Source organism: Variovorax sp. Varisp46 (assembly GCF_059491885.1).
Window position 1 is genome coordinate 4149498 of the sequence record NZ_CP168515.1, and the last position, 22612, is coordinate 4172109.

23 protein-coding genes and 1 tRNA gene are annotated in these 22612 nt (G+C 67.5%); 19 read left to right on the plus strand and 5 right to left on the minus strand.

Features of this window, described 5'->3' with window-relative positions; all coding sequences use genetic code 11:
• Window positions 1-13: 13 nt before the first annotated feature.
• The 8 genes from ACEN9N_RS19635 to ACEN9N_RS19670 all read left to right on the plus strand — a co-directional run bounded on the left by ACEN9N_RS19635 (window position 14) and on the right by ACEN9N_RS19670 (window position 6563).
• Window positions 14-1867, plus strand: a complete 1854-nt coding sequence (locus ACEN9N_RS19635; protein ID WP_495654342.1) for a tetratricopeptide repeat protein — start codon at window positions 14-16, stop codon at window positions 1865-1867.
• Entirely contained in the window at window positions 1868-2389 is a 522-nt protein-coding gene (locus tag ACEN9N_RS19640; RefSeq protein WP_495654343.1) for a lipoprotein insertase outer membrane protein LolB, read from the plus strand. It begins immediately after the preceding gene.
• A complete protein-coding gene (gene ispE / locus ACEN9N_RS19645; RefSeq protein ID WP_495654344.1) occupies window positions 2386-3282 on the plus strand; it encodes a 4-(cytidine 5'-diphospho)-2-C-methyl-D-erythritol kinase in 897 nt (298 codons plus the stop codon). Before ACEN9N_RS19640 ends, ispE begins: the two co-directional genes overlap by 4 nt.
• Window positions 3283-3352: 70 nt before the next feature.
• Window positions 3353-3429 (plus strand) — tRNA-Gln (locus ACEN9N_RS19650).
• 140 nt (window positions 3430-3569) lie between these two features.
• Window positions 3570-4544, plus strand: a complete 975-nt coding sequence (locus tag ACEN9N_RS19655) for a ribose-phosphate pyrophosphokinase (RefSeq protein WP_007834379.1) — start codon at window positions 3570-3572, stop codon at window positions 4542-4544.
• Between the two features lie 86 nt (window positions 4545-4630).
• On the plus strand, window positions 4631-5314 hold the full coding sequence (locus ACEN9N_RS19660) for a 50S ribosomal protein L25/general stress protein Ctc (protein WP_007834380.1): 684 nt from the start codon (window positions 4631-4633) through the stop codon (window positions 5312-5314).
• Window positions 5315-5393: 79 nt separating this feature from the next.
• The gene (gene pth, locus ACEN9N_RS19665; protein WP_007834381.1) at window positions 5394-6026 is read left to right on the plus strand and encodes an aminoacyl-tRNA hydrolase; all 633 of its coding nucleotides are present in this window, start codon (window positions 5394-5396) and stop codon (window positions 6024-6026) included.
• 120 nt (window positions 6027-6146) lie between these two features.
• Window positions 6147-6563: a hypothetical protein gene (locus ACEN9N_RS19670; RefSeq protein WP_495654345.1), complete on the plus strand. Its 417-nt coding sequence runs from the start codon at window positions 6147-6149 to the stop codon at window positions 6561-6563.
• Here ACEN9N_RS19670 and ACEN9N_RS19675 read toward each other — a convergent pair.
• Entirely contained in the window at window positions 6560-6835 is a 276-nt protein-coding gene (locus tag ACEN9N_RS19675; RefSeq protein WP_056595128.1) for a YfhL family 4Fe-4S dicluster ferredoxin, read from the minus strand. The two genes, ACEN9N_RS19670 and ACEN9N_RS19675, sit on opposite strands and share 4 nt — an antisense overlap.
• Before the next feature lie 103 nt (window positions 6836-6938).
• On the opposite strand from ACEN9N_RS19675, the gene ACEN9N_RS19680 reads away from it, so the two are divergent.
• The 7 genes from ACEN9N_RS19680 to ACEN9N_RS19710 all read left to right on the plus strand — a co-directional run bounded on the left by ACEN9N_RS19680 (window position 6939) and on the right by ACEN9N_RS19710 (window position 15284).
• Window positions 6939-7889, plus strand: coding sequence for an ABC transporter permease (locus ACEN9N_RS19680; RefSeq protein ID WP_413314411.1), 951 nt, complete (start codon window positions 6939-6941; stop codon window positions 7887-7889).
• Window positions 7886-8764, plus strand: a complete 879-nt coding sequence (locus ACEN9N_RS19685) for an ABC transporter permease (RefSeq protein WP_042674462.1) — start codon at window positions 7886-7888, stop codon at window positions 8762-8764. Before ACEN9N_RS19680 ends, ACEN9N_RS19685 begins: the two co-directional genes overlap by 4 nt.
• 8 nt (window positions 8765-8772) lie before the next feature.
• Entirely contained in the window at window positions 8773-9762 is a 990-nt protein-coding gene (locus ACEN9N_RS19690) for an ABC transporter ATP-binding protein (protein ID WP_413314410.1), read from the plus strand.
• Window positions 9759-10586, plus strand: a complete 828-nt coding sequence (locus ACEN9N_RS19695; RefSeq protein WP_413333959.1) for an ATP-binding cassette domain-containing protein — start codon at window positions 9759-9761, stop codon at window positions 10584-10586. The genes ACEN9N_RS19690 and ACEN9N_RS19695 overlap by 4 nt, the downstream gene beginning before the upstream one ends.
• Before the next feature lie 111 nt (window positions 10587-10697).
• Complete coding sequence (locus tag ACEN9N_RS19700) at window positions 10698-12191, plus strand: ABC transporter substrate-binding protein (RefSeq protein WP_495654346.1); 1494 nt, start codon at window positions 10698-10700, stop codon at window positions 12189-12191.
• 214 nt (window positions 12192-12405) lie between these two features.
• Window positions 12406-13893, plus strand: a complete 1488-nt coding sequence (locus ACEN9N_RS19705; RefSeq protein ID WP_413314405.1) for an ABC transporter substrate-binding protein — start codon at window positions 12406-12408, stop codon at window positions 13891-13893.
• On the plus strand, window positions 13884-15284 hold the full coding sequence (locus ACEN9N_RS19710; protein WP_495654347.1) for an amidase: 1401 nt from the start codon (window positions 13884-13886) through the stop codon (window positions 15282-15284). Before ACEN9N_RS19705 ends, ACEN9N_RS19710 begins: the two co-directional genes overlap by 10 nt.
• Window positions 15285-15293: 9 nt before the next feature.
• On the opposite strand, the gene ACEN9N_RS19715 is transcribed toward ACEN9N_RS19710, so the two are convergent.
• Both ACEN9N_RS19715 and ACEN9N_RS19720 read right to left on the minus strand, forming a co-directional pair.
• Window positions 15294-15920 (minus strand): YitT family protein, encoded by a 627-nt coding sequence (locus ACEN9N_RS19715; RefSeq protein ID WP_007836291.1) that lies wholly within the window; start codon window positions 15918-15920, stop codon window positions 15294-15296.
• Window positions 15921-15964: 44 nt separating this feature from the next.
• The gene (locus tag ACEN9N_RS19720) at window positions 15965-16825 is read right to left on the minus strand and encodes a LysR family transcriptional regulator (RefSeq protein ID WP_495654348.1); all 861 of its coding nucleotides are present in this window, start codon (window positions 16823-16825) and stop codon (window positions 15965-15967) included.
• A gap of 113 nt (window positions 16826-16938) precedes the next feature.
• On the opposite strand from ACEN9N_RS19720, the gene ACEN9N_RS19725 reads away from it, so the two are divergent.
• The 3 genes from ACEN9N_RS19725 to ACEN9N_RS19735 all read left to right on the plus strand — a co-directional run bounded on the left by ACEN9N_RS19725 (window position 16939) and on the right by ACEN9N_RS19735 (window position 20475).
• Window positions 16939-17337: a tautomerase family protein gene (locus tag ACEN9N_RS19725; RefSeq protein ID WP_007836295.1), complete on the plus strand. Its 399-nt coding sequence runs from the start codon at window positions 16939-16941 to the stop codon at window positions 17335-17337.
• A 45-nt stretch (window positions 17338-17382) separates the two neighbouring features.
• Complete coding sequence (locus ACEN9N_RS19730; protein WP_495654349.1) at window positions 17383-18741, plus strand: tetratricopeptide repeat protein; 1359 nt, start codon at window positions 17383-17385, stop codon at window positions 18739-18741.
• Between the two features lie 138 nt (window positions 18742-18879).
• Window positions 18880-20475 (plus strand): N-acyl-D-amino-acid deacylase family protein, encoded by a 1596-nt coding sequence (locus ACEN9N_RS19735; protein WP_495654350.1) that lies wholly within the window; start codon window positions 18880-18882, stop codon window positions 20473-20475.
• 9 nt (window positions 20476-20484) lie between these two features.
• On the opposite strand, the gene ACEN9N_RS19740 is transcribed toward ACEN9N_RS19735, so the two are convergent.
• The gene (locus ACEN9N_RS19740) at window positions 20485-21183 is read right to left on the minus strand and encodes a histidine phosphatase family protein (protein ID WP_413314399.1); all 699 of its coding nucleotides are present in this window, start codon (window positions 21181-21183) and stop codon (window positions 20485-20487) included.
• Between the two features lie 41 nt (window positions 21184-21224).
• Here ACEN9N_RS19740 and ACEN9N_RS19745 point away from each other — a divergent pair, with 41 nt between their 5' ends.
• Window positions 21225-21935 (plus strand): alpha/beta fold hydrolase, encoded by a 711-nt coding sequence (locus ACEN9N_RS19745; RefSeq protein WP_495654351.1) that lies wholly within the window; start codon window positions 21225-21227, stop codon window positions 21933-21935.
• 14 nt (window positions 21936-21949) lie between these two features.
• Here the strand turns inward: ACEN9N_RS19745 and pcp are convergent, their stop codons facing one another.
• Window positions 21950-22612: a pyroglutamyl-peptidase I gene (gene pcp, locus ACEN9N_RS19750; RefSeq protein ID WP_007836304.1), complete on the minus strand. Its 663-nt coding sequence runs from the start codon at window positions 22610-22612 to the stop codon at window positions 21950-21952.

The following is a 22612-nucleotide window of genomic DNA, read 5'->3' on the forward strand; positions in this document are numbered from 1 at the left end:
TTATTATGGTCGGATGAATCTTTCGCCCCGCCGACACCGCCTTGCGGCGGCCGCGTCCCTCGCCTTGCTGGCCTGTGCGGTTCACGCACAATCCTCCGCCCCTGCAGCTCCTGGCAGCCCCGTGCTGACCATCGAACACTCGGCTCAGCCGAAGCCCGCAGTCAAGCCCAAGGGCACTGCGGCCAAGGCGGCCAGCGAACCCGCACCGCAGCCGTCTGCGCTGACGGCCGACCTGTTCTATGAAATCCTGATGGGCGAGATGACCGCCCGCTCCGGCGACCCCGGCTCCGGCTACGCGCTGGTGCTCGATGCCGCTCGCCGGCTGCGCGACGGCAAGCTGTTCCAGCGTGCGGTCGAGATCGCCCTGCAATCGCGCTCGGGCGATGCGGCGCTCGCCGCGGCGCGGGCCTGGCAGGAAGCCCTGCCGACCTCGCGCGACGCGCGCCGCATCGAGCTTCAGATCCTGATCGCGCTGAACCGCATCGGCGAAACCGTCGAGCCGCTGCGCGCCGAAGTGGCTGCAACCTCGCAAGTCGAACGCCCGCTGCTCATGGCCGTGATCGCACGCAACTACGCGCGCGCCTCGGACAAGAAGCTGGCCGCCTCGGTGGTCGAGCAGGCCCTCGTCGACGAACTGAAGAGCCCGACCAGCGGCGGACTGGCCTGGGCTACCGTCGGCCGTCTGCGCCTCAATGCAGGCGATGCCTCCGGCGCCCTGGAAGCCGCGCGCAAGGGCCAGGAGATCGACCCGGCCTCCGATGCGCCTGCGGCGCTGGCGCTCGAGATGATCGACCCCGGCCAGCCGCTCGCCGAGCCGATCGTCACGCGCTACCTGAGCAGCAACCCGAAGGCCGCGCCCGACCTGCGCATCGCCTATGCGCGCGTGCTGGTCGAGAACCGGCGCTTCAACGACTCCGCCGCGCAGCTCCAGGTGCTGACCACGTCGCGACCGGAACTTGCGGAGCCATGGCTGCTGCTCGGCAGCCTCCAGATGCAGGCCAGGCAGGATGCCGCGGCCGAGACCTCGATCAAGCGCTTCATCGAACTGTCGGCCAACCGCGGCGGCAACAAGGACGCCGACGACGCTGCCGACCGCAAGCGAGGGGTGTCGCAGGCGTACTTTGCGCTGTCGCAACTGGCGGAGCGGCGCAAGGACTTCACAGCGGCCGAGCGCTGGCTCGCGCGCGTCGATGGGGCCGACGAGCTGGTGGCCGCGCAGACCCGCCGCGCGGCCCTGCTGGCGCGCCAGGGCAAGCTGCCCCAGGCGCGCGAAATCATCCGTGGCCTGCCCGAGCGCACGCCCGAGGACAAGAAGCAGAAATTCCTTGCCGAAGTGCAGCTGCTGCGCGACGCGAAGCAGTACCAGGCGGCCTACGACATGCTCGCCCAGGCCTCGGCGAAATCGCCGGACGACGGCGACCTCGTCTATGACCAGGCCATGGTCGCCGAGAAGCTCAATCGCCTCGACGACATGGAACGCCTGCTGCGCCGGCTCATCGAGCTCAAGCCCGAGAGCCAGAACGCATACAACGCGCTGGGCTACTCGTTCGCCGATCGCAAGATCCGGCTCGACGAGGCGCGCACGCTGATCCAGAAGGCGGTGCAACTGGCGCCCGAAGATCCGTTCATTGCCGACAGCCTGGGCTGGGTCGAGTTCCGGCTCGGCAACACGACCGAGGCGATCCGCATCCTCGAGGCGGCCTACAAGACGCGGCCCGATCCCGAAATCGGTGCTCATTTCGGCGAAGTCCTGTGGAGCACCGGCCAGAAGGACCGCGCGGTCACGGTCTGGAAGGAAGCCCTGCTGAGCGATGCCGAGAACGAGACGCTGCAGGAAACGCTCAAGCGCCTGCGCGTGAAGCCGTAGATGATGCTCGCCCCCAGGCAGGTCGACAGTGGCCGGCGCGTCCTTCTGGCAATGGGGGGCGTGGCCCTGCTTGCGGTGGCGGGCTGCGCCCAGCTTTCGGGCGGCCCTTCAACCCGCCCACCCTCGGAAAGCTGGAGCGGCCGCATGTCGCTGCGCATCGACAGCGAGCCGGTGCAGACCTTCGCTGCGCTGTTCGAGCTGCGCGGCTCCGCCGAGACCGGCGACCTGACACTCACGACACCCATCGGCAGCACACTGGCGCAACTGCATTGGGCGCCCGGCGAGGCCCTGCTGAAAGACGGCAGCAAGACGCGGCGCTTCGACTCCGTCGATGCATTGATCGAGGCCGCCACCGGCGCCGCCATCCCGGTCGGCGCGCTGTTCGGCTGGCTCGCGGGCCGCAACGATCCCGTTCCCGGCTGGAAGCCCGATCTTGCGCAACTCGGCAACGGGCGGCTGCAGGCCGTGCGCGAATCGCCGAGCCCGAGGGCCGACCTGCGCATCGTGTTCGAGCGGTCATGAAGGCGATCCACGACCTTCCCGCGCCGGCCAAGCTCAACCTCTTCCTCCACATCACCGGCCAGCGCGACGACGGCTACCACCTGCTGCAATCGGTCTTCATGCTGATCGACTGGTGCGACATCCTCCACGTCGAACTGCGGCGCGATGGCCAGCTGAGCCGCGAGGACCTGACGACCGAGCTGCCCGCCGACGACTTGATCCTGCGCGCGGCCCGCGCTCTGCAGGCATTTGCCGCGCCCGGCCAGGGTGCGCACATCGGCGTGGCCAAGCACGTGCCGGCGCAGGCCGGCATGGGCGGCGGGTCTTCGGATGCGGCCACCTGCCTGCTCGCGCTGAACCGCCTGTGGGGCCTGAACCTGCCCCTGTCGCGGCTGGCCCGCATCGGCCTGAAGCTGGGCGCAGACGTGCCCTTCTTCCTTGGCGGGCACAACGCATGGGTCGAGGGCATCGGCGAGCAGATCCGACCGGTTACACTACCGTCGGCGCGTTTCGCGGTGGTCAAGCCACCCGAGGGACTCGATACCCGATTAATTTTTTCGGCTTCCGATCTTCAACGCGCCACACCTGTTGCTATAATCTCGGGCTTTGCTGCAGATAGCGAATTGTCTGAAGCGACAAACCTGGAAAGCTCGGTTCTGAGCTCTTCGGTTTTCGACTTCGGCCACAACGACCTGCAGCCGGTTGCCCAGCGACTTTGCCCCGCGGTCACCGACGCCATCGAATGGCTCGGCGCCCAGGGGTTGAAGGCCCGGATGACCGGCTCCGGAAGTTCGGTATTCGCGAAGATGCCGCAAGCGCCGCAGGAAGCGGAACTGCTCGAAGCCCCCGAAGGCTGGCAGGTTCGTCAATGCAGCAACCTGGAAGTTCATCCGCTGTGCGGGTGGGCAACCTGAAGATGATCGGACCGTTCATTCGGTTCGATGCGACATATATCGGTTGATGGTGAAAACCATCGACCCGTGTAGGGGAGTCGCCAAGCTGGTTAAGGCACTGGATTTTGATTCCAGCATGCAAAGGTTCGAATCCTTTCTCCCCTGCCAAATCTTCAACGACTGCGGCCCAACGGCCGCAGTCTTCTTTTGCAGCCCACCCGCTGCAATAATCGGCGGCTCACCGGCCGCCATGCATCACAAACCTTTTGGCGGCTTCCTAAGCCAATTCGCACTGCCGGGACGCGCTCATGCAGGCTAATCACCCTGATTTCATGGTTTTCACCGGCAACGCCAATCCGGGCCTTGCTGCAGAAATCGCGCACAACCTCGGCACCTCGCTGGGCGCCGCACGCGTCGGTCGCTTCTCCGATGGGGAAGTCACTGTCGAGATCAACCAGAACGTTCGTGCGCGCGACGTATTCGTGGTGCAGTCGACCTGCGCACCGACCAACGAAAACCTGATGGAACTGCTGATCATGGTCGACGCGCTCAAGCGCGCTTCGGCCGAACGCATCAGCGCCGTGATCCCCTACTTCGGCTATGCCCGCCAGGACCGCCGCCCGCGCTCGAGCCGCGTGCCGATCTCGGCCAAGGTGGTGGCCAACCTGCTGGAAACCGTCGGCGTCGAGCGCGTGCTCACGATGGACCTGCACGCCGACCAGATCCAGGGCTTCTTCGATATCCCGGTCGACAACATCTACGCCTCGCCCGTGCTGCTCGGCGACCTGCGCGCGAAGAACTACGAAGACCTGATCGTGGTCTCGCCCGACGTCGGCGGCGTGGTTCGCGCCCGTGCGCTGGCCAAGCAGCTGAACTGCGACCTCGCCATCATCGACAAGCGCCGCCCGAAGGCCAACGTCAGCGAAGTCATGAACGTGATCGGCGAGATCGACGGCCGCAACTGCGTGATCATGGACGACATGATCGACACGGCCGGCACGCTGGTCAAAGCCGCCGAGGTGCTGAAGGAGCGCGGCGCCAAGAGCGTCTACGCCTATTGCACGCACCCGATCTTCTCGGGCCCGGCCATCGAGCGCATCACGCAGGGCTCTGCCCTCGACGAAGTGGTCGTGACCAACACCATTCCCCTTTCCGACGCGGCCATGGCCTGCGGAAAGATCCGCCAGCTCTCCGTGGCACCGCTGATCGCCGAAACGATCCAGCGCATTGCCAAGGGCGAGTCGGTGATGAGTTTGTTCTCGGATCAGGACAACCTGTTCTGACCGAGGCATGAAGCGGGCCTCCTTTGCGGGAGGCCTTTTTGAACCGGAGTCGCACTGGTCGCGGTGGACTCTCACAGGAGCTAGTTATGAAATTCGTCGCTTTTGAGCGCGCAAAGCAGGGCACGGGTGCGAGCCGCCGTCTCCGCATCTCGGGCAAGACCCCCGGCATCGTCTACGGTGGCGACACCCAGCCGCAGCTGATCGAGATCGATCACAACGCGCTGTGGCACGCCCTGAAGAAGGAAGCCTTCCATGCGAGCGTGCTCGAAATGGAAATCGGCGGCGCCGTCAGCAAGGTTCTGCTGCGCGACGTGCAATACCACCCGTTCCGCCAGCTGGTGCAACACATCGACTTCCAACGCGTCGATGCCAAGACCCGCATGACCATGAAGGTGCCGGTGCACTTCAAGGGCGAGGAAGAATCCGAAGCCGTCAAGATCGACCTGAACCTGGTCAACCACGTGACGACCGAACTCGAACTGAACTGCCTGCCGAGCGATCTGCCCGAGTTCATCGAAGTCGACCTGTCGGGCCTGAAGAAGAACGGCACGGTCACGCTGAAGGACATCAAGCTGCCCAAGGGCGTGAAGTGGGTCAGCCACGGCAAGGTCAACCCGGTGCTGGCTTCGGCCGTGTCGCCGGCTGCTGAAGAAGCCGACGTTCCCGCCGAAGGCGCAGTCGCTGCCGACGCAGCTGCCGCACCGGCAGGCAAGGGTGGCAAGGCCGCTCCCGCCGCCAAGACCCCGGCTGCCAAGACCGCCAAGAAGTAATCCACTTCTCGCGTCTGTCTTTGCGAAGGCCCGCTCCGTGCGGGCCTTTTGCTTTTGGCGGATCGGATAATCCACGACCATGATCAAGCTGTTTGTCGGCCTCGGCAACCCGGGCCCAGAGTACGAAGCCACGCGGCACAACGCCGGCTTCTGGTGGATCGACGCCGTCGCGCGCGAATGGAAACTCAACCTCGTGCCCGAGCGCAGCTACCACGGCCTTGCCGCACGCGCCAACATCGGCGGCCAGAGCATCTGGCTGCTGGAGCCGCAGACCTTCATGAACCTGTCGGGCAAGTCGGTGGCGGCCCTCGCCCGCTTCTTCAAGATCGCGCCCGAGGAAATCCTCGTGGCGCACGACGAGCTCGACGTGGTGCCGGGCCAGGTCAAGCTCAAGTTCGGCGGCAGCCATGCCGGCCACAACGGACTGCGCGACATTCACGCGCAACTGGGCACCGGCGACTACTGGCGGCTGCGGCTGGGCATCGGACACCCTGGCGTGAAGTCGGAGGTCGTCAACTGGGTGCTCAAGAAGCCGCTCAAGGAACAACGTGAAGCGATAGAAGACGCCATCGTCCGCACCCTGCACGCGCTGCCTGCGCTGGTGGCAGGCGAGATGGAAAAGGCGACCCTCGTCATTCACACGAGCAAACCACCCCGGCCCAAACCGCCGCGGCGGGAGCCCGGCGACGGAGGCACGCCTGCCGCCACCTAGCCGGCCATCGGAGTGCAGGAGGGAGAGAAATAAAAAATGAGCCAGAAGAAGAAAAGAAAAAGAACGACAGCCGGTAGCCTCGGGGTTGCTATATTTTCAATAGCAACATGCGCTTTCTCCATGAGCGCGTCCGCCCAAAACGCCGCAAAAACCTGGCGATGCGGCAACACCTATTCCGACCAGCCTTGTGAAGGCGGCACGACGGTGAAGGTGAACGACCACCGCAGCGACCAGGACCGCCAGGCCGCCGACGCCGGCACGCGCAGCGCCCAGACCTACGCCGACCACCTGGAACGCACCCGGCTGTCCCAGGAAAAGGCGGCCAACGACCGCGATCAGCGAGCCGCGCGGGAAGCCAGAAGCGCCGCGCTGGCGGAAAGACGGCTTGCCCTGTCCGAGCAGAGGGAGAGGGATCGCGCACGCAAGGCAGCCAACGATCCGCGCAGGCCCAGCCTGAATTTCAGCGGCGGCCAGAGTTCAAGGGCGGCCGGCGACGCCTCGGAGCGCAAGAAAAAGAAACGGAAACCAGCCGCCTAAGCGCTGCTCGACACAGACGTCACCTTGATTGCCGTGAGACGCTCGTATTTCTGCATCAGCGTCTCGCGGCTTTCCACGTGCTCGGGATTCACGGGAATGCAAGCCACCGGGCAGATCTGCACGCACTGCGGCTCGTCGAAGTGGCCGACGCACTCGGTGCACTTGTGCGGATCGATCTCGTAGAACTCCGCGCCCATGTAGATCGCGTCGTTCGGGCACTCGGGCTCGCAGACATCGCAGTTGATGCATTCGTCGGTGATCATGAGGGCCATCCCCCGATTATCGCGGGGCCGGGCGGACAGGCTGCCGATGAATGACAAAGGCCACATCCGCGGCACACTTGTTGCACGAGTCAGTTATGCTGCGCCCCGCCCCATGAGTCTGTTTCTATTCAAGCGCCTCGCCACGCTGATCGGCACGCTGATCGGCGCGTCCATCATCGTGTTCCTCGTTCTGGAAATTCTCCCAGGCAACGCCGCGCAGATGCTCATGGGTCCCGACGCCTCGCCCGAAGCCGTCGCCGCCCTGGCCACCAAGCTCGGCCTCGACCAGCCCGCGTGGACGCGCTACTGGCACTGGATCGGCGGCTTGCTGACCGGCCACCTCGGCGACAGCTACGCCTACAGCTCGCCCGTGCTCGACCTGATCCTCGAACGCCTCGCGCTCACCGTGCCGCTGGCCATGATGGCGATGGCCCTGACCGTCGTGATCGCGCTGCTGGTGGGCGTGACGGCCGCCGCGCGCCACAACAAGCTCGGCGACGTCGGCCTCATGGGCATGGCTCAGGTCGGCATCGCGATTCCGAACTTCTGGTTCGCCATCCTGCTGATCCTCGTGTTCTCGGTGCAACTGCAGTGGTTCTCCGCCGGGGGCTTCGAGGGCTGGGGCGAAGGCATCTTCGCGGGCATCAAGTCGCTGCTGCTGCCTGCGCTGTCGCTGGCGGTGGTGCAGGCCGCGATCCTGGCGCGCATCACGCGTTCGGCGGTGCTGGAGGTGATGCGGGAAGACTTCGTTCGCACCGCGCGTGCCAAGGGTGTGTCGCAACGAGCCGTGCTGTGGACCCACGTGCTGCGCAACGCCATGATCCCGGTCATCACGGTCATGGGCATGCAGTTCTCCGAGCTGCTGGCCGGCACCATCGTGGTGGAGAACGTGTTCTATCTGCCGGGCCTGGGCCGCCTCATCTTCCAGGCCATCAGCAACCGCGACCTGATCGTGGTGCGCAACTGCGTGATGCTGCTGGCGGCCATGGTGGTGATCGTGAACTTCGTGGTCGACGTGCTGTATGCCGTGATCGATCCGCGCATCAAGGCCAGCGACATATGAGCTCCGTCATCACCGCTCCGAGCGCTGCGGCGCTCAAGGTGCCGGGCTTCTGGCGCCGCGCATTGCACCACCGCAGCTTCGTGCTGGGCGGCGCGCTGACGCTGCTCCTGCTGCTCGCCGCCGGCATCTCGCTGGTCTGGACACCGTGGTCGCCCTACGACATGGACATGGCCAACAAGCTGAAGCCGCCGACGGGCGCGCACTGGCTGGGCACCGACACCTACGGCCGCGACGTAGCCTCGCTGCTGCTGGTCGGTGCGCGTGCATCGATCCTTGTCGGCGTGATCGCGGTCGGCATCGGCCTCGTGGTCGGTACGGCGCTGGGCCTGCTGGCTGCCGCCAAGCGCGGCTGGGTCGAGGAAGCCATCATGCGGCTCACCGACTTCTCGCTGGCCTTCCCCGCAATCCTCTCGGCCATCATGATGACGGCGGTGTTCGGCGCCGGCATCGTCAACGCGATCATTGCCATCGGCATCTACAACATCCCGACCTTCGCGCGCATCACGCGCGCCTCGGCCAACGCCATCTGGTCGCGCGAGTACGTGGCCGCCGCGCGCGCCTGCGGCAAGGGCAGCTTCGCGATCACGATGCAGCACGTGCTGCCGAACATATCGGCCGTGCTGATCGTGCAGATCACGATCCGATTCGCCATCGCCATCCTGGCCGAGGCCGCCCTCTCCTACCTGGGCCTGGGCACGCAGCCGCCGCAACCTTCGTGGGGCCGCATGCTCAGCGAGGCGCAGACGATGATGTTCCAGTCGCCCCTGCTCGCGGTGTTCCCCGGCATGGCCATCGCGCTCGCGGTGCTCGGCCTGAATCTGCTGGGCGACGGATTGCGCGATTTGCTCGATCCGCGCCTCGCACGCGCAAGATAAGAAGTGCCATGCCCTTGCTCGAAGTCGAAGACCTCCACATCGAACTGCAGACGCAGCGCGGTCCCGCCGAGGCCGTGCGCGGCATCGACTTCACGCTGGAACGTGGCGAGACGCTGGGCATCGTCGGAGAATCGGGCTGCGGCAAGTCGATCACGGTGATGTCGCTGATGGGCCTGCTGCCCTCGACCGCGAAGGTCACCGGCAGCATACGTTTCGACGGAACCGAGCTCGTCGGCCGAGACGAAAGGGCCATGTGCCGGATCCGCGGCAACCGCATCGGCATGATCTTCCAGGAGCCGATGACGGCGCTGAACCCGGTGCACACGATTGCGCGCCAGGTCGGCGAACCGCTGCGGCTGCATCGCGGGCTCTCGCAAGCCGACGCACGCAAGGAAGTGCTCGCGCTGCTCGACCGCGTGGGCATTCCCGACGCGGCTTCGCGCCTCGACGCCTACCCGCACCAGTTCTCCGGCGGCCAGCGCCAGCGCATCGGCATCGCGATGGCGCTCGCCTGCGGGCCCGACCTGTTGATTGCCGACGAGCCCACCACTGCACTCGACGTCACCATCCAGAAGCAGATCCTCGAACTCATCCAGGGCCTCGTGGCCGAGCGCGGCATGGCGCTGATCCTGATCTCGCACGACCTCGGCGTGATCGCGCAGACGGTCTCGAAGATGCTCGTGATGTACGGCGGCAGCGTGGTCGAGAGCGGCCCGACCGAGGCCGTGTTCGCGCGCCGTGGGCATCCCTACACACAAGGCCTGTTCGCCGCGCGGCCCGCCATCGGCGCGCCGCGTGGCCTGCGTCTGGCCACCATCAGGGGCAGCGTGCCCGAGCTGGTCGACCTGCCGCCGGGCTGCCCCTTCGCGGGCCGCTGCAGCTACACCGTCGACGCCTGCAAGACCACGCGGCCGCCGGCCACGATGCTGCCGCCAGATCACGCGGTGCGCTGCATCCGGCTCGAGGAAATCGCCGCGCAAGGGGCCATCGCACCATGAGTGGGACCACCGCTTCACCGCTGCTACAGGTCACCGACCTCGTGCGCCACTACGCGCTGCCGCGCGAGAAGCTCTTCGGCCCGCCGCCGACCGTGAAGGCGCTCAATGGCGTGAGCTTCGAGGTGCGCGCCGGCAAGAGCGTCGGCATCGTCGGCGAATCGGGTTCGGGCAAGTCGACCATCGCGCGTCTCGTGATGGCGCTGGACACGCCGACTTCGGGCAGCGTGCGCCTCGAAGGCCGCGACCTGCACACGCTGTCGAAGGCCGAGCTGCGCACCGCGCGGCGCGACTTCCAGATGGTGTTCCAGGACCCCTACGGCTCGCTAGACCCACGCCAGACCGTCGCGCGCATCGTCGCCGAGCCCCTCGAGGCGCTGGCCGAAACGAGCCGCGCCGTGCAGCGCGAGCGTGCCAACGAGGCGCTCGCCGCAGTCGGCCTGCGCACCACCGACATGGACAAGTACCCGCACGAGTTCTCGGGCGGCCAGCGCCAGCGCATTGCGATCGCACGAGCGCTGATCACGCGCCCCAAGCTCATCGTGGCCGACGAGCCGGTGAGCGCGCTCGACGTGTCGGTGCAGGCCCAGGTGCTCAACCTCATGCAGGACCTGCAGCAGCAGTTCGGCATCAGCTACCTGCTCATCAGCCACGACCTCGCGGTGGTCAACCACCTGTGCGATGAAGTGTGCGTGGTGTGGAAGGGCAAGATCGTCGAGCAGGGTCCGCCCGCCGAACTCTTCCATCACGCGCAGCATCCCTACACGCGCACGCTGCTCGACGCGGTGCCGCGCACGCCCGCGGGCGGCACGCTGCTGGCCGCCTGACACCGAAGCGTCGTCCGCCGCCTCTAGGATGAGTGGGTCATAAGCATCTGGTTGCGCGGACGCACCGGTCTCGCGGATGATGCCTGCCCCCTGTTCCGAGGACACCGCTTCATGCTCAAACGACGCACCCTGCTCGCCACCGGCGCCGCAGCCCTGGCCCCGCTCGCAGTGCCGATCGACGCCTTCGCGCAAAAGAAGAAGGACGCGCTGGTGCTTGGTCTCACGCTGGAGCCCACGGGACTCGACCCCACGGCCAAGGCCGGCGCCGAGATCGCCGAGGTGGTGCTCTACACCGTCTTCGAAACGCTCACCAAGATCAACTGCGACGGCAGCGTCACCCCGCTGCTGGCCGAAAGCTGGGACATTTCGCCTGACCTGAAGACCTACACCTTCAGGCTCAGGCGCGGCGTGAAGTTCCAGAACGGCGAGCCGTTCGACGCGCAGACCGTCAAGTTCTCGTTCGACCGCGCGGCCGCCGCCAACAGCACCAACAAGGACAAGCGCACCTTCGCCAACATCGCGACGCAGGTAGTCGACGAACACACCGTGGTGCTGATCACGAAGGAGGTCGAGCCCGACCTGCTGTTCCTGCTCGGGCAGGCCTCTGCGATCCAGGTCGAGCCGAAAACGATCGAGACCAACGCCACCAAGCCTGTCGGCACCGGCCCCTACAAGCTCGACAGCTGGGCCAAGGGATCGGGCATCGTGCTCGCCAGGTGGGACGGCTGGCGCAATGCCGACACGGTGCAGATCCGCAAGGCCAGCTTCCGCTTCATCTCCGAGCCGGCTGCGCAGACCGCCGCGCTGCTCTCGGGCGACGTCGACCTGTTTCCGCACGCCTCGGTGTCGCGCAGCCTGCCGCAGTTCCAGAACGACAAGCGCTTCCAGGTGGTCTTCAACGCCTCGCGCGGCAAGACCATCCTGGCCATCAACAACAAGCGCAAGCCGCTGGACGACGTGCGCGTGCGCCGCGCGATTTCCGCAGCCATCGATCGCAAGGCCGTGATCGAAGCCGCCGTCGACGGCCGGGGCGTGCCCATCGGCAGCCACTACGTGCCGGGCGCGCCGGGATACATCGACACCACCGGCATCAACCCCTACAACGTCGAGAAGGCCAAGCAGCTGCTGGCCGAGGCCGGCGTGAAGACGCCGCTCGAACTCGAGCTCGTGCTGCCGCCCCCGCCCTATGCGCGCCAAGGCGGCGAGCTGATCGCCGCGCAGCTGGCCAAGGTGGGCATCGTCGCGAAGATCCAGAACGTCGAATGGGCGCAATGGATCAGCGGCACCTACGGCAACAAGAACTACGACCTCTCGCTGATCCTGCACGTCGAGCCCTTCGACCTGGTGAACTACACCAAGCCCGAGTACTACTGGGGCTACCAGTCGGCGAAGTTCAACGAGATCTTCGACAAGGCGCGCAACGCGGCGCGCCCCGCCGACCGCGTGCGCTACCTCGGCGATGCGCAGCGGCTGCTGGCGGAAGATGCGGCCAATGTCTTCCTGTACCAGCCGCAGTTCATCACCGTCGCCGCGCGCAACCTGCGCGGGCTTTGGAAAGACACGCCGATCTTCGTGAACGACATCGCGGCGCTGTCCTGGGCTTGATCCGGACGGCCTCGCCTACGGGAACGTCCGGAGGAAAAACCGCCTCGCGGACCGCGCGGCGGCGCACCCGCTGCGAGAGAATGACCGGCTGCGCACGTGGCATCTTTCGTGCTGCGTGTCGTGTCTTTCGCGGCGTCGCGCCTCCCTTCGGGGCATGGCACACGCCGGAGCAGTCGTCATTCGAACCTGGCTTGTCTATCCGGAGATCACACGTATGTTGAACCGCCGCACCCTTCTCACCACCGCTGGCGCCACCGTTGCGCTGGCCACCCCGCTCGCCGGCATGGCGCAGGGCCGGAAGGACGCCATCGTGATCGGCATGGCGCTCGAGCCGCCGGGGCTCGACCCGACCACCGGCGCGGCCGCCGCCATCGCCGAGGTCGTGCACTACAACATCCTCGAGACGCTCACCAAGATCAACGCCGACGGCAGCGTCACGCCGCTGCTGGCCGAGAGCTGGGAGGTCTCGCCCGACCTGAAGACCTACACCTTCAAGCTGCGGCGCGGCGTGAAGTACCAGAACGGCGAGCCCTTCAACGCCGCCGCCGTCAAGTTCTCCTTCGACCGCGCCGGCGGCGAGAAGAGCACCAACAAGGACAAGCGCACCTTCGCCAACCTCGCGACGCAGGTGGTGGACGACTACACCGTCGTCGTCATCAACAAGGAGATCGACCCCGACCTGCCCTTCGTGCTGGGCCAGGCCACGGCCGTGATCGTCGAACCCAAGAGCGCCGAGACCAACGCCAGCAAACCGGTCGGCACCGGCCCCTACAAGCTGGACAACTGGGCCAAGGGCTCGTCGCTCACGCTGAGCAAGTGGGAGGGCTTCCGCAGCCCCGCCACCGCGAAGATCAACAAGGTGACGTTCCGCTTCATCTCCGACACGGCCGCGCAGGCCGCCGCCATGCTGTCGGGCGACGTCGACGTGTTCGCGCGCATCGGCACGCGCGTGGTGCCGCAGTTCAAGGCGAACCCGCAGTTCCAGGTCATCCTGGCGGGTTCGCGCGCCAAGACCATCCTGTCGATCAACAACAGGAAGAAGCCGCTCGACGACGTGCGCGTGCGCCGCGCCATCCTTGCGGCCATCGACCGCAAGGCCGTGATCGAAGGCGCGGCCGACGGCTTCGGCGTGCCCATCGGCAGCCACTACGTGCCGGGCGCGGCGGGCTATGTCGACACCACGGGCATCAACCCCTTCGACGTCGAGAAGGCCAAGAAGCTGCTGGCCGAGGCCGGCGTGAAGACGCCGCTCGAACTGACGATGACGCTGCCGCCGCCACCCTATGCGCGCCAGGGCGGCGAGGTGATCGTGGCCCAGCTCGCCAAGATCGGCATCGTGGTGAAGATTCAGAACGTCGAATGGGCGCAGTGGCTCAGCGGCACCTACGGCAACAAGGACTACGACCTGTCGATCATTTCGCACGTCGAGCCCTTCGACCTCGGCAACTATGCCAAGCCGGACTACTACTGGGGCTACCAGTCGAAGGCCTTCAACGCGCTGTTCGACAAGATCAAGTCCACCGGCAATGCGGCCGAGCGCAACAAGCTGCTTGGCGACGCACAGAAGATGCTTGCCACCGACGCGGCCAACGGCTTCCTGTACCAGCCGCAGTTCCCCACTGTCGCGAAGAAGAACGTCAAGGGCATCTGGAAAGAGAACCCGATCTTCGTGAACGACCTGTCGGCACTGTCGTGGGGCTGAGCGACCTGTCCGTCCAGGAGCTTGCCGCTGCCTACCGCAGCCGCGAACTCTCGCCGGTGGAAGTCACGCAGGCCGTGATCGCGCAAGTGGAACGCTGGGAGCCGCACTTGCAGGCCACCTGGCTGTTCCGGCCCGAGGCCGCGCTCGAACAGGCGCGCGCCTCGGAAGCGCGCTGGCAGCGCGGCGATGCGCTCGGCCCGCTCGATGGCGTGCCCGCGACCATCAAGGAAAACATCGCCACGCGCGGCGACCCGATGCCAGCCGGCACCGCCGCGGTCGACCCGAAGCCCGCTGCGGCCGACGCGCCGCCAGCCGCGCGCCTCAAGGAAGCCGGTGCGGTGATCGTGAGCAAGACCACCATGCCGGACTACGGCATGCTGTCCTCGGGGCTGTCGAGCTTTCACACACTGGCGCGCAACCCGTGGGACTTGCGCCTGACGCCGGGCGGCTCCAGCGCAGGAGCTGGCGCCGCGGCGGCTGCCGGCTACGGCCCGCTGCACCTGGGCACGGACATCGGCGGGTCGCTGCGCCTGCCCGCGAGCTGGTGCGGCATCTTCACGCTGAAACCGAGCCTGGGGCGCATTCCGATCGACCCGCCCTACATGGGCCGCGCCGCTGGGCCGATGACCCGCACGGTGGGCGACGCGGCGCTGATGATGCAGGCGCTGTCCCGGCCCGACGCGCGCGACAGCATGAGCCTGCCGCCGCAGGACATCGCCTGGGCAGGCTTCGACGTGGCACCGGACCATCTGCGCGGCCTGCGCATCGGGCTGCTGCTCGACGCGGGCTGCGGACTGGCGGTCGAGCCCGAGATCCAGGCAGCGGTGGAAAACGCCGCGCGGCTGCTCGAGAAGGCCGGCGCGGTGATCGAGCCGATGCAGCCATTCATGTCGCAGGCCATGCTCGACGGCATGGACCACTTCTGGCGCATGCGCTCGCTGGTGGACATGAAGGGCCTGCGCGCCGACCAGCGCGCGAAGGTGCTGCCGTACATCCGCGAATGGGCGGAGAGTGCGGCCGAGTTCAGCGGCGAGCATGTGTTCCGCGGCTTCAGCCAGTTCCACGCCACGCGCGTCGCCGCCGTGGCTGCATGCGCGCGCTTCGACTACGTGATTTCGCCCGTGTCGCCGAACATGCCCGCGGCAGCCGAAGCGCCCTCACCCACGAACGATCCCCTGCGTCCGCTGGAGCACATCGGGTTCACGGTGCCGTTCAACATGTCGGAGCAGCCGGCGGCTTCGGTGAACTGCGGGTACTCGGCGAGTGGATTGCCGATCGGGCTGCAGATTGCCGGCCAGCGCTTCGACGACCTCGGGGTGCTGCGCGTGTCGCGCGCCTTCGAGCAGATCCGCGAACCGCAGCGGCCCTGGCCGTTGCCGCCCGGCCGCTGACGGGAAGCGTCAGGTCGCCGCATACCGCCCCGGCTTGTGGTTGATCCAGAGAAAAAGCCCCATCACCACGGCAGCCAGCACCGACCACCCGACCCGCTGCGGCGGAATCACGAACAGGGCGAGCAGCACCACCGTGCAGTCGATGCCGATCTGCACTTTGCCCGCGGGCCAGCCACGCTTTTCCTGCAGGTACAGCGTGAGCACCGTCGCGCCGCCCAGACTGGCGCGGTGGCGGGCGAGGAACAGGCAGCCGGTGCCCAGCAGCAGGCCGCCGAGCACGGCCGCGAAGGCCGGGTGCAGGGAGTCGATGGACAGGTAGCGCGGCGCCAGGTCGGTCATCACCGAGAGCAATGCGATGGCCGAGAAGGTCTTGACCGTGAACGCGCGGCCCATGTGGCGCCAGGCGAACCAGTAGAACGGCAGGTTGACCAGGAAGAACAGCTTTCCGAAGCTCAGGCCGGTGGCGTAGTGCAGGAGAAACGCGACGCCGGCCGTGCCGCCTGTAAGCAGCCCCGCCTGGCCGAACAGCATCATCGCGATGGCGACGAACAGCGTGCCCGAGAAAATGGCCTGTGCGTCGTCGAAGCGGGTGTGGCGCAGCAGATTCGGCGCAGTTGTGGGAGGTGGCGCATCCATGACAGGGGCTGACGCAAATCCCGCGCCACCCCTGGAGAGATTTTTCACATCAGGTGGGTTGCCAGCATCTCCCTCGCCCGGGTCACGAATGCGGTTTCGCCCTTGCGCCCCGACAGGAGCTGGAAAGCGACACGCGGCAGGGCCGGCAGACCGTGCGGTGCCGCCAGCCGCGTCACGCCGTCGCTGATCGAGGACTCGTTGAGGCAGGCAACGCCCAGCCCCGCGGCCAGCGCGGACTGCAGGCCCGCGACACCCGACGCGACGTGCGCGAGCGCATAGGGCACGCGCCGGCGCCGCAGCAGCGCCACGGTGAACTGATGCAGCGAGCAGGTGTCGGGCAAGGCCAGCAGCCGCACCGGCTCCCCGCGCGCGAGCCGCATGCCCTCCGCGCCGAGCCACACCAGCGATTCGCGCCGCAGCACCGCGCCCCGGGCCTGCGGCGTGGAAGCCCCCGCGATGTTCATCGCAAGGCCCACGTCGAAATCGCCGTGCGCATAGGCCGCCCGCAACGCATCGCTCTTCAGGATGCTGACGTGCAGCCGCACCTGCGGATAGCTCTCGCCGAGCCGCCCCAGCAGCCGCGTCAGGTCGCCGGGGCGGAAGTAGTCGGTGACCGCGAGGCGCAGCTCGCCATGCAGCGTCTCGCCATGCAGGTCGCGAAATGCTTCGTCGCTCAGCGCGAGGATGCGCCGCGCATAGCCCAACAGCCGCACACCCGCCTCGGTGGGGGCCACGCCTGCCTTGCTGCGCGTGAGCAGCGACTGCCCTGCCCGCTCTTCCAACTTGCGGATCTGCTCGCTCACTGACGACTGCGAGAGGAAGACGCGCGGCGCGGCCGCCGTGAGGCTGCCAGCGTCGACGACGGCGGCCAGCGTGCGCAGTTGCTCCAGGTCGAATCCCTGCATGGTCAATCCATCCGTTTATCCGATGTAATTCATCATATCTTCCCGCTTTTCCGATGACCCAGAAGGCTCCCACAATCACCCCATCGACAACCCATCCATCCAAGGAGCCAGCCATGCCCCACATCGTCGTCCACCTCTCCGGCCAACCCGACGCCGACCTCACCCGCAAGACCGTCGACGCCGTCGCCGAGCTCACCCAGAGCGTGCTGGGCAAGCAATTGCCTGTGATCGCCATCACCGTGCAGTACATCGCCGCCGACGCCTGGTTCATCGGGGGCCAGTCTTTGGCCTCGCTCGGCAAGTCTGCGTTCCACCTCGACATCAGCGTCACCGACGAGACCAACACCAAGGCCGAGAAGGCGCGCTACCTGCGCGAGGTGCATGCGGCCATGGCGAAGATCCGGCCGGACCTGCACGAGGTGTCGTACATCCACGTGATCGATGCACGCGGCGCGGCCTACGGCTACGGCGGCAAGACGCAGGAGTACCGCCACCAGCAGGCCGGCGTCTGACGACGGATCGTTGAAGCATCGCCGGGGGCATGGCACGATGCCGCCATGCCCCCCGGAAAAACGCTCGCCGACAGCCTCGGCAACACCCTCACCCTCGGCGACCCCGCCAGCCTGCCGCTGGTCGACGATTTCGTCATGGGCTTCATCTCGACCGAGGCGCGTGCAGTCAACCTGCTCGCCGTGGCCGAAGCCGATGCGAGCCCGATCGTGCAGGCCTATTGCGCCACGCTGCACCTGTTCGCCGAGTCGCGGGAGGCCGTCGCCAATGCCCGCCCGTTCCTTGCGAAGGCCCGTGCCGGCGCCGCGCGGGCCACCCCGCGCGAGCAGCGATACATCGCGTCCGTCGAAGCCTGGGCCGACGGTGACATCGCCCGCGCCATCGCGCTGCACGCCGAGCAGGCCCGCGAGCATCCGCGCGACCTGGTGTCGGTCAAGCTCGGCCAGTACCACTGCTTCAACACCGGCGACTGCCCCGGCATGCTTAAGCTCGCGCTGGCGGTGCTGCCGCATGCGGCCGACGTGCCCTACGTGCACGGCATGGCGGCCTTCGGCTACGAGCAGTGCCACCTGCTGCGCGAGGCCGAGGCCAGCGCCCGCCATGCCATCGCCATGTGCCGCAAGGAGCCGTGGGCGCACCATGCGCTGGCGCACGTGATGCTCACCGAAGGCCGGCTCACTGAAGGGCTGGCGTTCATGCAGGGCGTGAGCGACACGTGGAGCGGGCTCAACTCCTTCATGTTCACGCACAACTGGTGGCATGTGGCGCTGTTCCTGATTGACCTGGGCCGCGATGCCGAGGCGCTCGCGGTGTACGACGAGCACGCCTGGGGCGTGGTCAAGGACTACTCGCAGGACCAGATCGGCGCCGTCTCGCTGCTCGCGCGGCTCGAGCTCGCGGGCATCGACGTGGGCGCGCGCTGGAACGACGTGGCGGGCTACCTGCGGCAGCGCCAGGCCGACCACGTGCTGCCCTTCCTCGACCTGCAATACCTCTACGGCCTCGCGCGCGCCGGCAGGCCCGAGGCCGATGTACTGCTGCGCAACATCGAGGCCTTCGCCCCGGCAGCGCCGGTGTCGACGCGCGCCGCCTGGCAGCGCGTGTGCGTACCGGCCGCGCACGCGCTGGTGGCGCATGCGCGCGGCGATCTCGCGGCAGCCATCGAAGGGCTGGGCACTGCCCTGCCGCGCATGATCGAGATCGGCGGCAGCCACGCGCAGCGCGACCTGTTCGAGCAGGTGTATCTCGATGCGCTGGTGCGCAGCGGCACGGAGGCTTCGCTGTCCGCTGCCCAGGGCATCCTGCAGCAGCAGCTCAATGGCCAGCCCGAGTCGCTGCGACTGCGCCGGCAGACGGCGGCGGTGTACGAGCGCCTCGGCCTCGGGCAGCTTGCGACGCACGCCTGAGCGCATCTGCGAGCACTGCCCGGCAGCCCATGCCTTCAGGTCATGGGGCATGGTGCAAAAGGAATTGGCGATGGCCCGGAGGCGGCTCCTAAACTGGCCGCTCCCTATCGACAAGAAGCCTTCAAGGCACCATCGCCCATGCGCAAGTCTCTCGTCACGCTGGCCGCGCTCTCAGCCCTCGCACCCTTCGCACCCACCCTGCATGCCGCCGACGGAACGCCCGTCGCGCTGGACCTGCTGCTGCGCGGCGGCACCGTCTACACGGGCGACTCCGACACGCCGGTGGTGGGCGATGTCGGCATCGCGGGCGATCGCATCGTGTTCGCGGGCAAGGCGGCGCCGGCGCAGTTCACGGCCAGGCGCGTCATCGATGCCACGGGCATGGTGGTGGCGCCGGGCTTCATCGACGCCCACACGCATGCGGATGCCGACCTGCACTCGAACGATCCGAAGAAGCGGCTGAACATCCCGTTCATCACGCAGGGCGTGACCACCGCGGTGATCGGCAACGACGGCTTCGGCGGCTTCGACATCGCGGCGCAGGCGCAGAAGCTGCGTGCCACGCCGGTAGGCACCAACGTGGCCATGTACGTGGGCTTCGGCCCGGTGCGCATGAGCGAGTTGGGCGAGGCCAACCGGGCACCGACGCCCGAGCAGCTCGAGGCGATGAAGAAGCGTGTGAGCCAGGGCATGTGCGAAGGCGCCCTTGGCCTTTCGACCGGGCTCTTCTACACGCCGCAGAACTTCTCGAAGACCGAGGAGGTCATCGAGCTCGCGAAGGTGGCGGCGCGGCACGGCGGCCTGTACGACAGCCACATCCGCGACGAGTCCATGTACAACATCGGCCTGAAAGGCTCCATCGACGAGGCGATCCGCATCGGCCACGAGGCGAAGCTGCCGGTGCATGTGGCGCACATCAAGGCGCTGGGCGTCGACGTGCAGGGCCAGAGCGGCGACATCATCAAGCGCATCGAGAAGGAACGCGCGGGCGGGCTGGACATCACGGCCGACCACTATCCGTGGACCGCGTCGAGCACGCGCTTCTCGGCCGCGCTGCTGCCGCCCTGGGCCAACGAGGGCGGCCGTGCGGCGACGCTGCAGCGCTTCGACGACGCCTCGCAGCAGGAGCGCCTGCGCAAGGACGTGCGCGAGAACCTGCGGCTGCGCGGTGGCCCCGAGGCCATCCTGTTCTCGGCCGGCAGCACGAAGTACGTGGGCAAGACGCTGGCCGACGTGGCCAAGGCATCGAACGCCGATCCAGTGGAAGCCGCCATCGCGGTGCTGCGCGACGGCGACCTGATGATCGCCTCGTTCAACCAGAGCGACGACGACGTACGCGCCTTCATGAAGCGGCCCTGGGTCATGACCTCGTCCGACTCGTCGCTGGGCCATCCGCGCGCCTACGGCACCTTCGCGCGCAAGTACGAGCAGTACGTGGTGAAGGAGCGCACGATCTCGCTGGCGCAGTTCATCCGCAGCAGCTCGTCGCTCACGGCCGACACGCTGGGGCTGAAGCAGCGCGGGCACCTGCGCCCTGGCTACTACGCGGACGTGGTGGTGTTCGACCCGGCGCGCTATGCGGCGAAAGCCACCTACACGCAGCCTGCGCTGCTGTCGGAGGGCGTCAGCACGGTGCTGGTGAACGGCCAGCTCGCCGTCGATGACGGCAAGCCCACGGGCGTGGGCGCTGGCCAGCCGCTGCTGCGCATGCCGAAGGCCGGCAGCTGTAGCTGAGGGCTCTCCTCAGTCCTTGTCCTTCAGGTGCCGCGTCTGGTCGTAGGTCGGCTGCGGCGGCAGGTCGGCCAGGTGCCGCGTGTCGGCCCATTCCACGATCTCGATCGCCTCGGGCTCGGCCGGATCGGCGATGCGGATGCGGTTGAAGCCCGCGTTGGGAATGTCGCTGCGGCGCGGGCCGCTCAGGCTCAGGCCCCTGGCGGTGCGCCACACCATGTCAAGCACGCCGCCATGGGTGACGACGATCAGGTGCTGGCCCCGATGTTCCGAGGCGATGCCGCCCAGCGCCGCGATGATGCGCGCGTGGAACTCGCGCGCCGTCTCGCCCTCGGGCATGGCGTGGTCCTCGCGGAACTCCAGCCATTCTTCCCAGGCGCGCGGATGCAGGTTCTGGATTTCGTCGGAGCGCATGCCTTCGACCACGCCGAAGAACTGCTCGCGCAGCGCCGCCGAGGTCACCACCGGCAGCGACAGCTGCGACGCGGCGGGCGCGGCAGTCTGCTGCGCACGCATCAGGTCGCTGCTGATGATGTGCTGCACCGCGCTCTCGCCGGCCAGGCGCAGGCCGATGCGGCGCGCCTGTTCATGGCCAATGTCGTTGAGCGGGACGTCCGCGTGCCCCTGGAAGCGCAGTTCGCGATTCCAGGCGGTTTCGCCATGGCGGATGAGGATCAGGTCGGTGGTGGTGTCGGGCTTGGGCGTTGGCATCGGCGTCCATTTTCCACCGCATTCGCGCAGAATCTCACTCCATGCCCAATCTCATCCTGCTGCCCGGTCTCGCCTGCGACGAGCGCATCTGGGAAGCCCAGTTGCTCGCACTTCCCCCCTCCTTCGGCGCTCGCGTGAGCGACGCCCAGCGGCACCACGACACCATCGAGGGCATGGCCGCCGCCGTGCTGCGCGACAACGACGGACCGCTGGTGCTGTGCGGCGCCTCGATGGGCGGCATGGTCGCCATGGAAGCGGCCCGCCAGGCGCCCGGGCGCATCGCGGGGCTCGCGCTGCTCGGCACCAGCGCGCGGCCCGAGACGCCCGACATGTCCAGGCTGCGCGCAGGCGCCATCGAATACTTCGAGCGCGGCGAGGTGCGCGACGTGATCGAGCCGAACGTCTACTTCGCCTTCCACCCCGCGCAGGCGGCCGATCAGGTGCTGGTGCAGCGCTATCTCGACATCGTGCTCGGCGCGGGCGCGCAGCAGCTCATCAGCCAGAACCGCGCGGTGATGCGCCGGCCCGATGCGCGGCTGCATCTTGCGTCTGTGCGCGTGCCGGTGCTGCTGGTGTGCGGCGACGATGACCGGCTCGCACCGCCCGAGTGCACGCGCGAGATGGCGGCGCTGCTGCCGCAGGCACAAGTCGCGTGGGTGCCTGACTGCGGCCACATGCTGACGATGGAAAAGCCCAAGTTCGTCAACGCCGCGCTCAACGGCTGGTTGGCGAAGCACTTCCCGGGCACCTGAGCCGCCTCGGCGGTTCAGTGCAACTGGCCGCCGGTTTCGGCGATGTCGCGCTTCACCGCGAGCGCGGTGCTCACGGCGATGCGCAGGGCCGCGATCATCGTTTCCAGCGACATGCTCGGCGCCCCCGGAAAGCGCGCCGCCTGCTCGGGCAGGTACGGAATGTGGATGAAGCCGCCGCGCAGCCCCGGCATCGGGTGCATTGCGATGCGGTGCATCAGGCCGTAGAAGATGTGGTTGCAGACGAAGGTGCCGGCGCTGTTCGACACCGAGGCCGGTACGCCGGCCGCGCGCAGTTCGCGCACCATGGCCTTGATCGGCAGCGTCGAGAAGTATGCCGCGGGCGCCCCAGGCACCACGGGCGAGTCGACGGGTTCGCGGCCCTTGTTGTCGGCCACGCGGGCATCGTCGATGTTGATGGCGATGCGCTCCGGCGTCACCTCTGCGCGCCCGCCGGCCTGGCCGACGCACAGCACCAGCTGCGGCTGGAGTTCGTCCATCGCGCTGGCGAGTGCGTCGATGGCCTCGCCGAACACGCAGGGCATCTGGCGCGCATGCACCGTCGCGCGGCCGACCTTCCAGCCGTCGAGCACGCGCACGGCTTCCCACGAGGGGTTGATGGCTTCCCGCTCGAACGGATCGAAACCGGTCAGCAGGACATCGATGGGCTTCGCTGCCAC

Coding starts and splice junctions, on each gene's coding strand:
- ACEN9N_RS19720 (WP_495654348.1), bottom strand. CDS start 16,825: ATGCAGGGATTCGACCTGGAGCAACTGCGCACGCTGGCCGCCGTCGTC.
- ACEN9N_RS19655 (WP_007834379.1), top strand. CDS start 3,570: ATGCAGGCTAATCACCCTGATTTCATGGTTTTCACCGGCAACGCCAAT.
- ispE (WP_495654344.1), top strand. CDS start 2,386: ATGAAGGCGATCCACGACCTTCCCGCGCCGGCCAAGCTCAACCTCTTC.
- ACEN9N_RS19730 (WP_495654349.1), top strand. CDS start 17,383: ATGCCCCCCGGAAAAACGCTCGCCGACAGCCTCGGCAACACCCTCACC.
- ACEN9N_RS19675 (WP_056595128.1), bottom strand. CDS start 6,835: ATGGCCCTCATGATCACCGACGAATGCATCAACTGCGATGTCTGCGAG.
- ACEN9N_RS19740 (WP_413314399.1), bottom strand. CDS start 21,183: ATGCCAACGCCCAAGCCCGACACCACCACCGACCTGATCCTCATCCGC.
- ACEN9N_RS19745 (WP_495654351.1), top strand. CDS start 21,225: ATGCCCAATCTCATCCTGCTGCCCGGTCTCGCCTGCGACGAGCGCATC.
- ACEN9N_RS19685 (WP_042674462.1), top strand. CDS start 7,886: ATGAGCTCCGTCATCACCGCTCCGAGCGCTGCGGCGCTCAAGGTGCCG.
- ACEN9N_RS19705 (WP_413314405.1), top strand. CDS start 12,406: ATGTTGAACCGCCGCACCCTTCTCACCACCGCTGGCGCCACCGTTGCG.
- ACEN9N_RS19735 (WP_495654350.1), top strand. CDS start 18,880: ATGCGCAAGTCTCTCGTCACGCTGGCCGCGCTCTCAGCCCTCGCACCC.
- ACEN9N_RS19670 (WP_495654345.1), top strand. CDS start 6,147: ATGAGCGCGTCCGCCCAAAACGCCGCAAAAACCTGGCGATGCGGCAAC.
- ACEN9N_RS19695 (WP_413333959.1), top strand. CDS start 9,759: ATGAGTGGGACCACCGCTTCACCGCTGCTACAGGTCACCGACCTCGTG.
- ACEN9N_RS19680 (WP_413314411.1), top strand. CDS start 6,939: ATGAGTCTGTTTCTATTCAAGCGCCTCGCCACGCTGATCGGCACGCTG.
- pth (WP_007834381.1), top strand. CDS start 5,394: ATGATCAAGCTGTTTGTCGGCCTCGGCAACCCGGGCCCAGAGTACGAA.
- ACEN9N_RS19690 (WP_413314410.1), top strand. CDS start 8,773: ATGCCCTTGCTCGAAGTCGAAGACCTCCACATCGAACTGCAGACGCAG.
- ACEN9N_RS19715 (WP_007836291.1), bottom strand. CDS start 15,920: ATGGATGCGCCACCTCCCACAACTGCGCCGAATCTGCTGCGCCACACC.
- ACEN9N_RS19660 (WP_007834380.1), top strand. CDS start 4,631: ATGAAATTCGTCGCTTTTGAGCGCGCAAAGCAGGGCACGGGTGCGAGC.
- ACEN9N_RS19700 (WP_495654346.1), top strand. CDS start 10,698: ATGCTCAAACGACGCACCCTGCTCGCCACCGGCGCCGCAGCCCTGGCC.
- ACEN9N_RS19725 (WP_007836295.1), top strand. CDS start 16,939: ATGCCCCACATCGTCGTCCACCTCTCCGGCCAACCCGACGCCGACCTC.
- ACEN9N_RS19635 (WP_495654342.1), top strand. CDS start 14: ATGAATCTTTCGCCCCGCCGACACCGCCTTGCGGCGGCCGCGTCCCTC.
- ACEN9N_RS19640 (WP_495654343.1), top strand. CDS start 1,868: ATGATGCTCGCCCCCAGGCAGGTCGACAGTGGCCGGCGCGTCCTTCTG.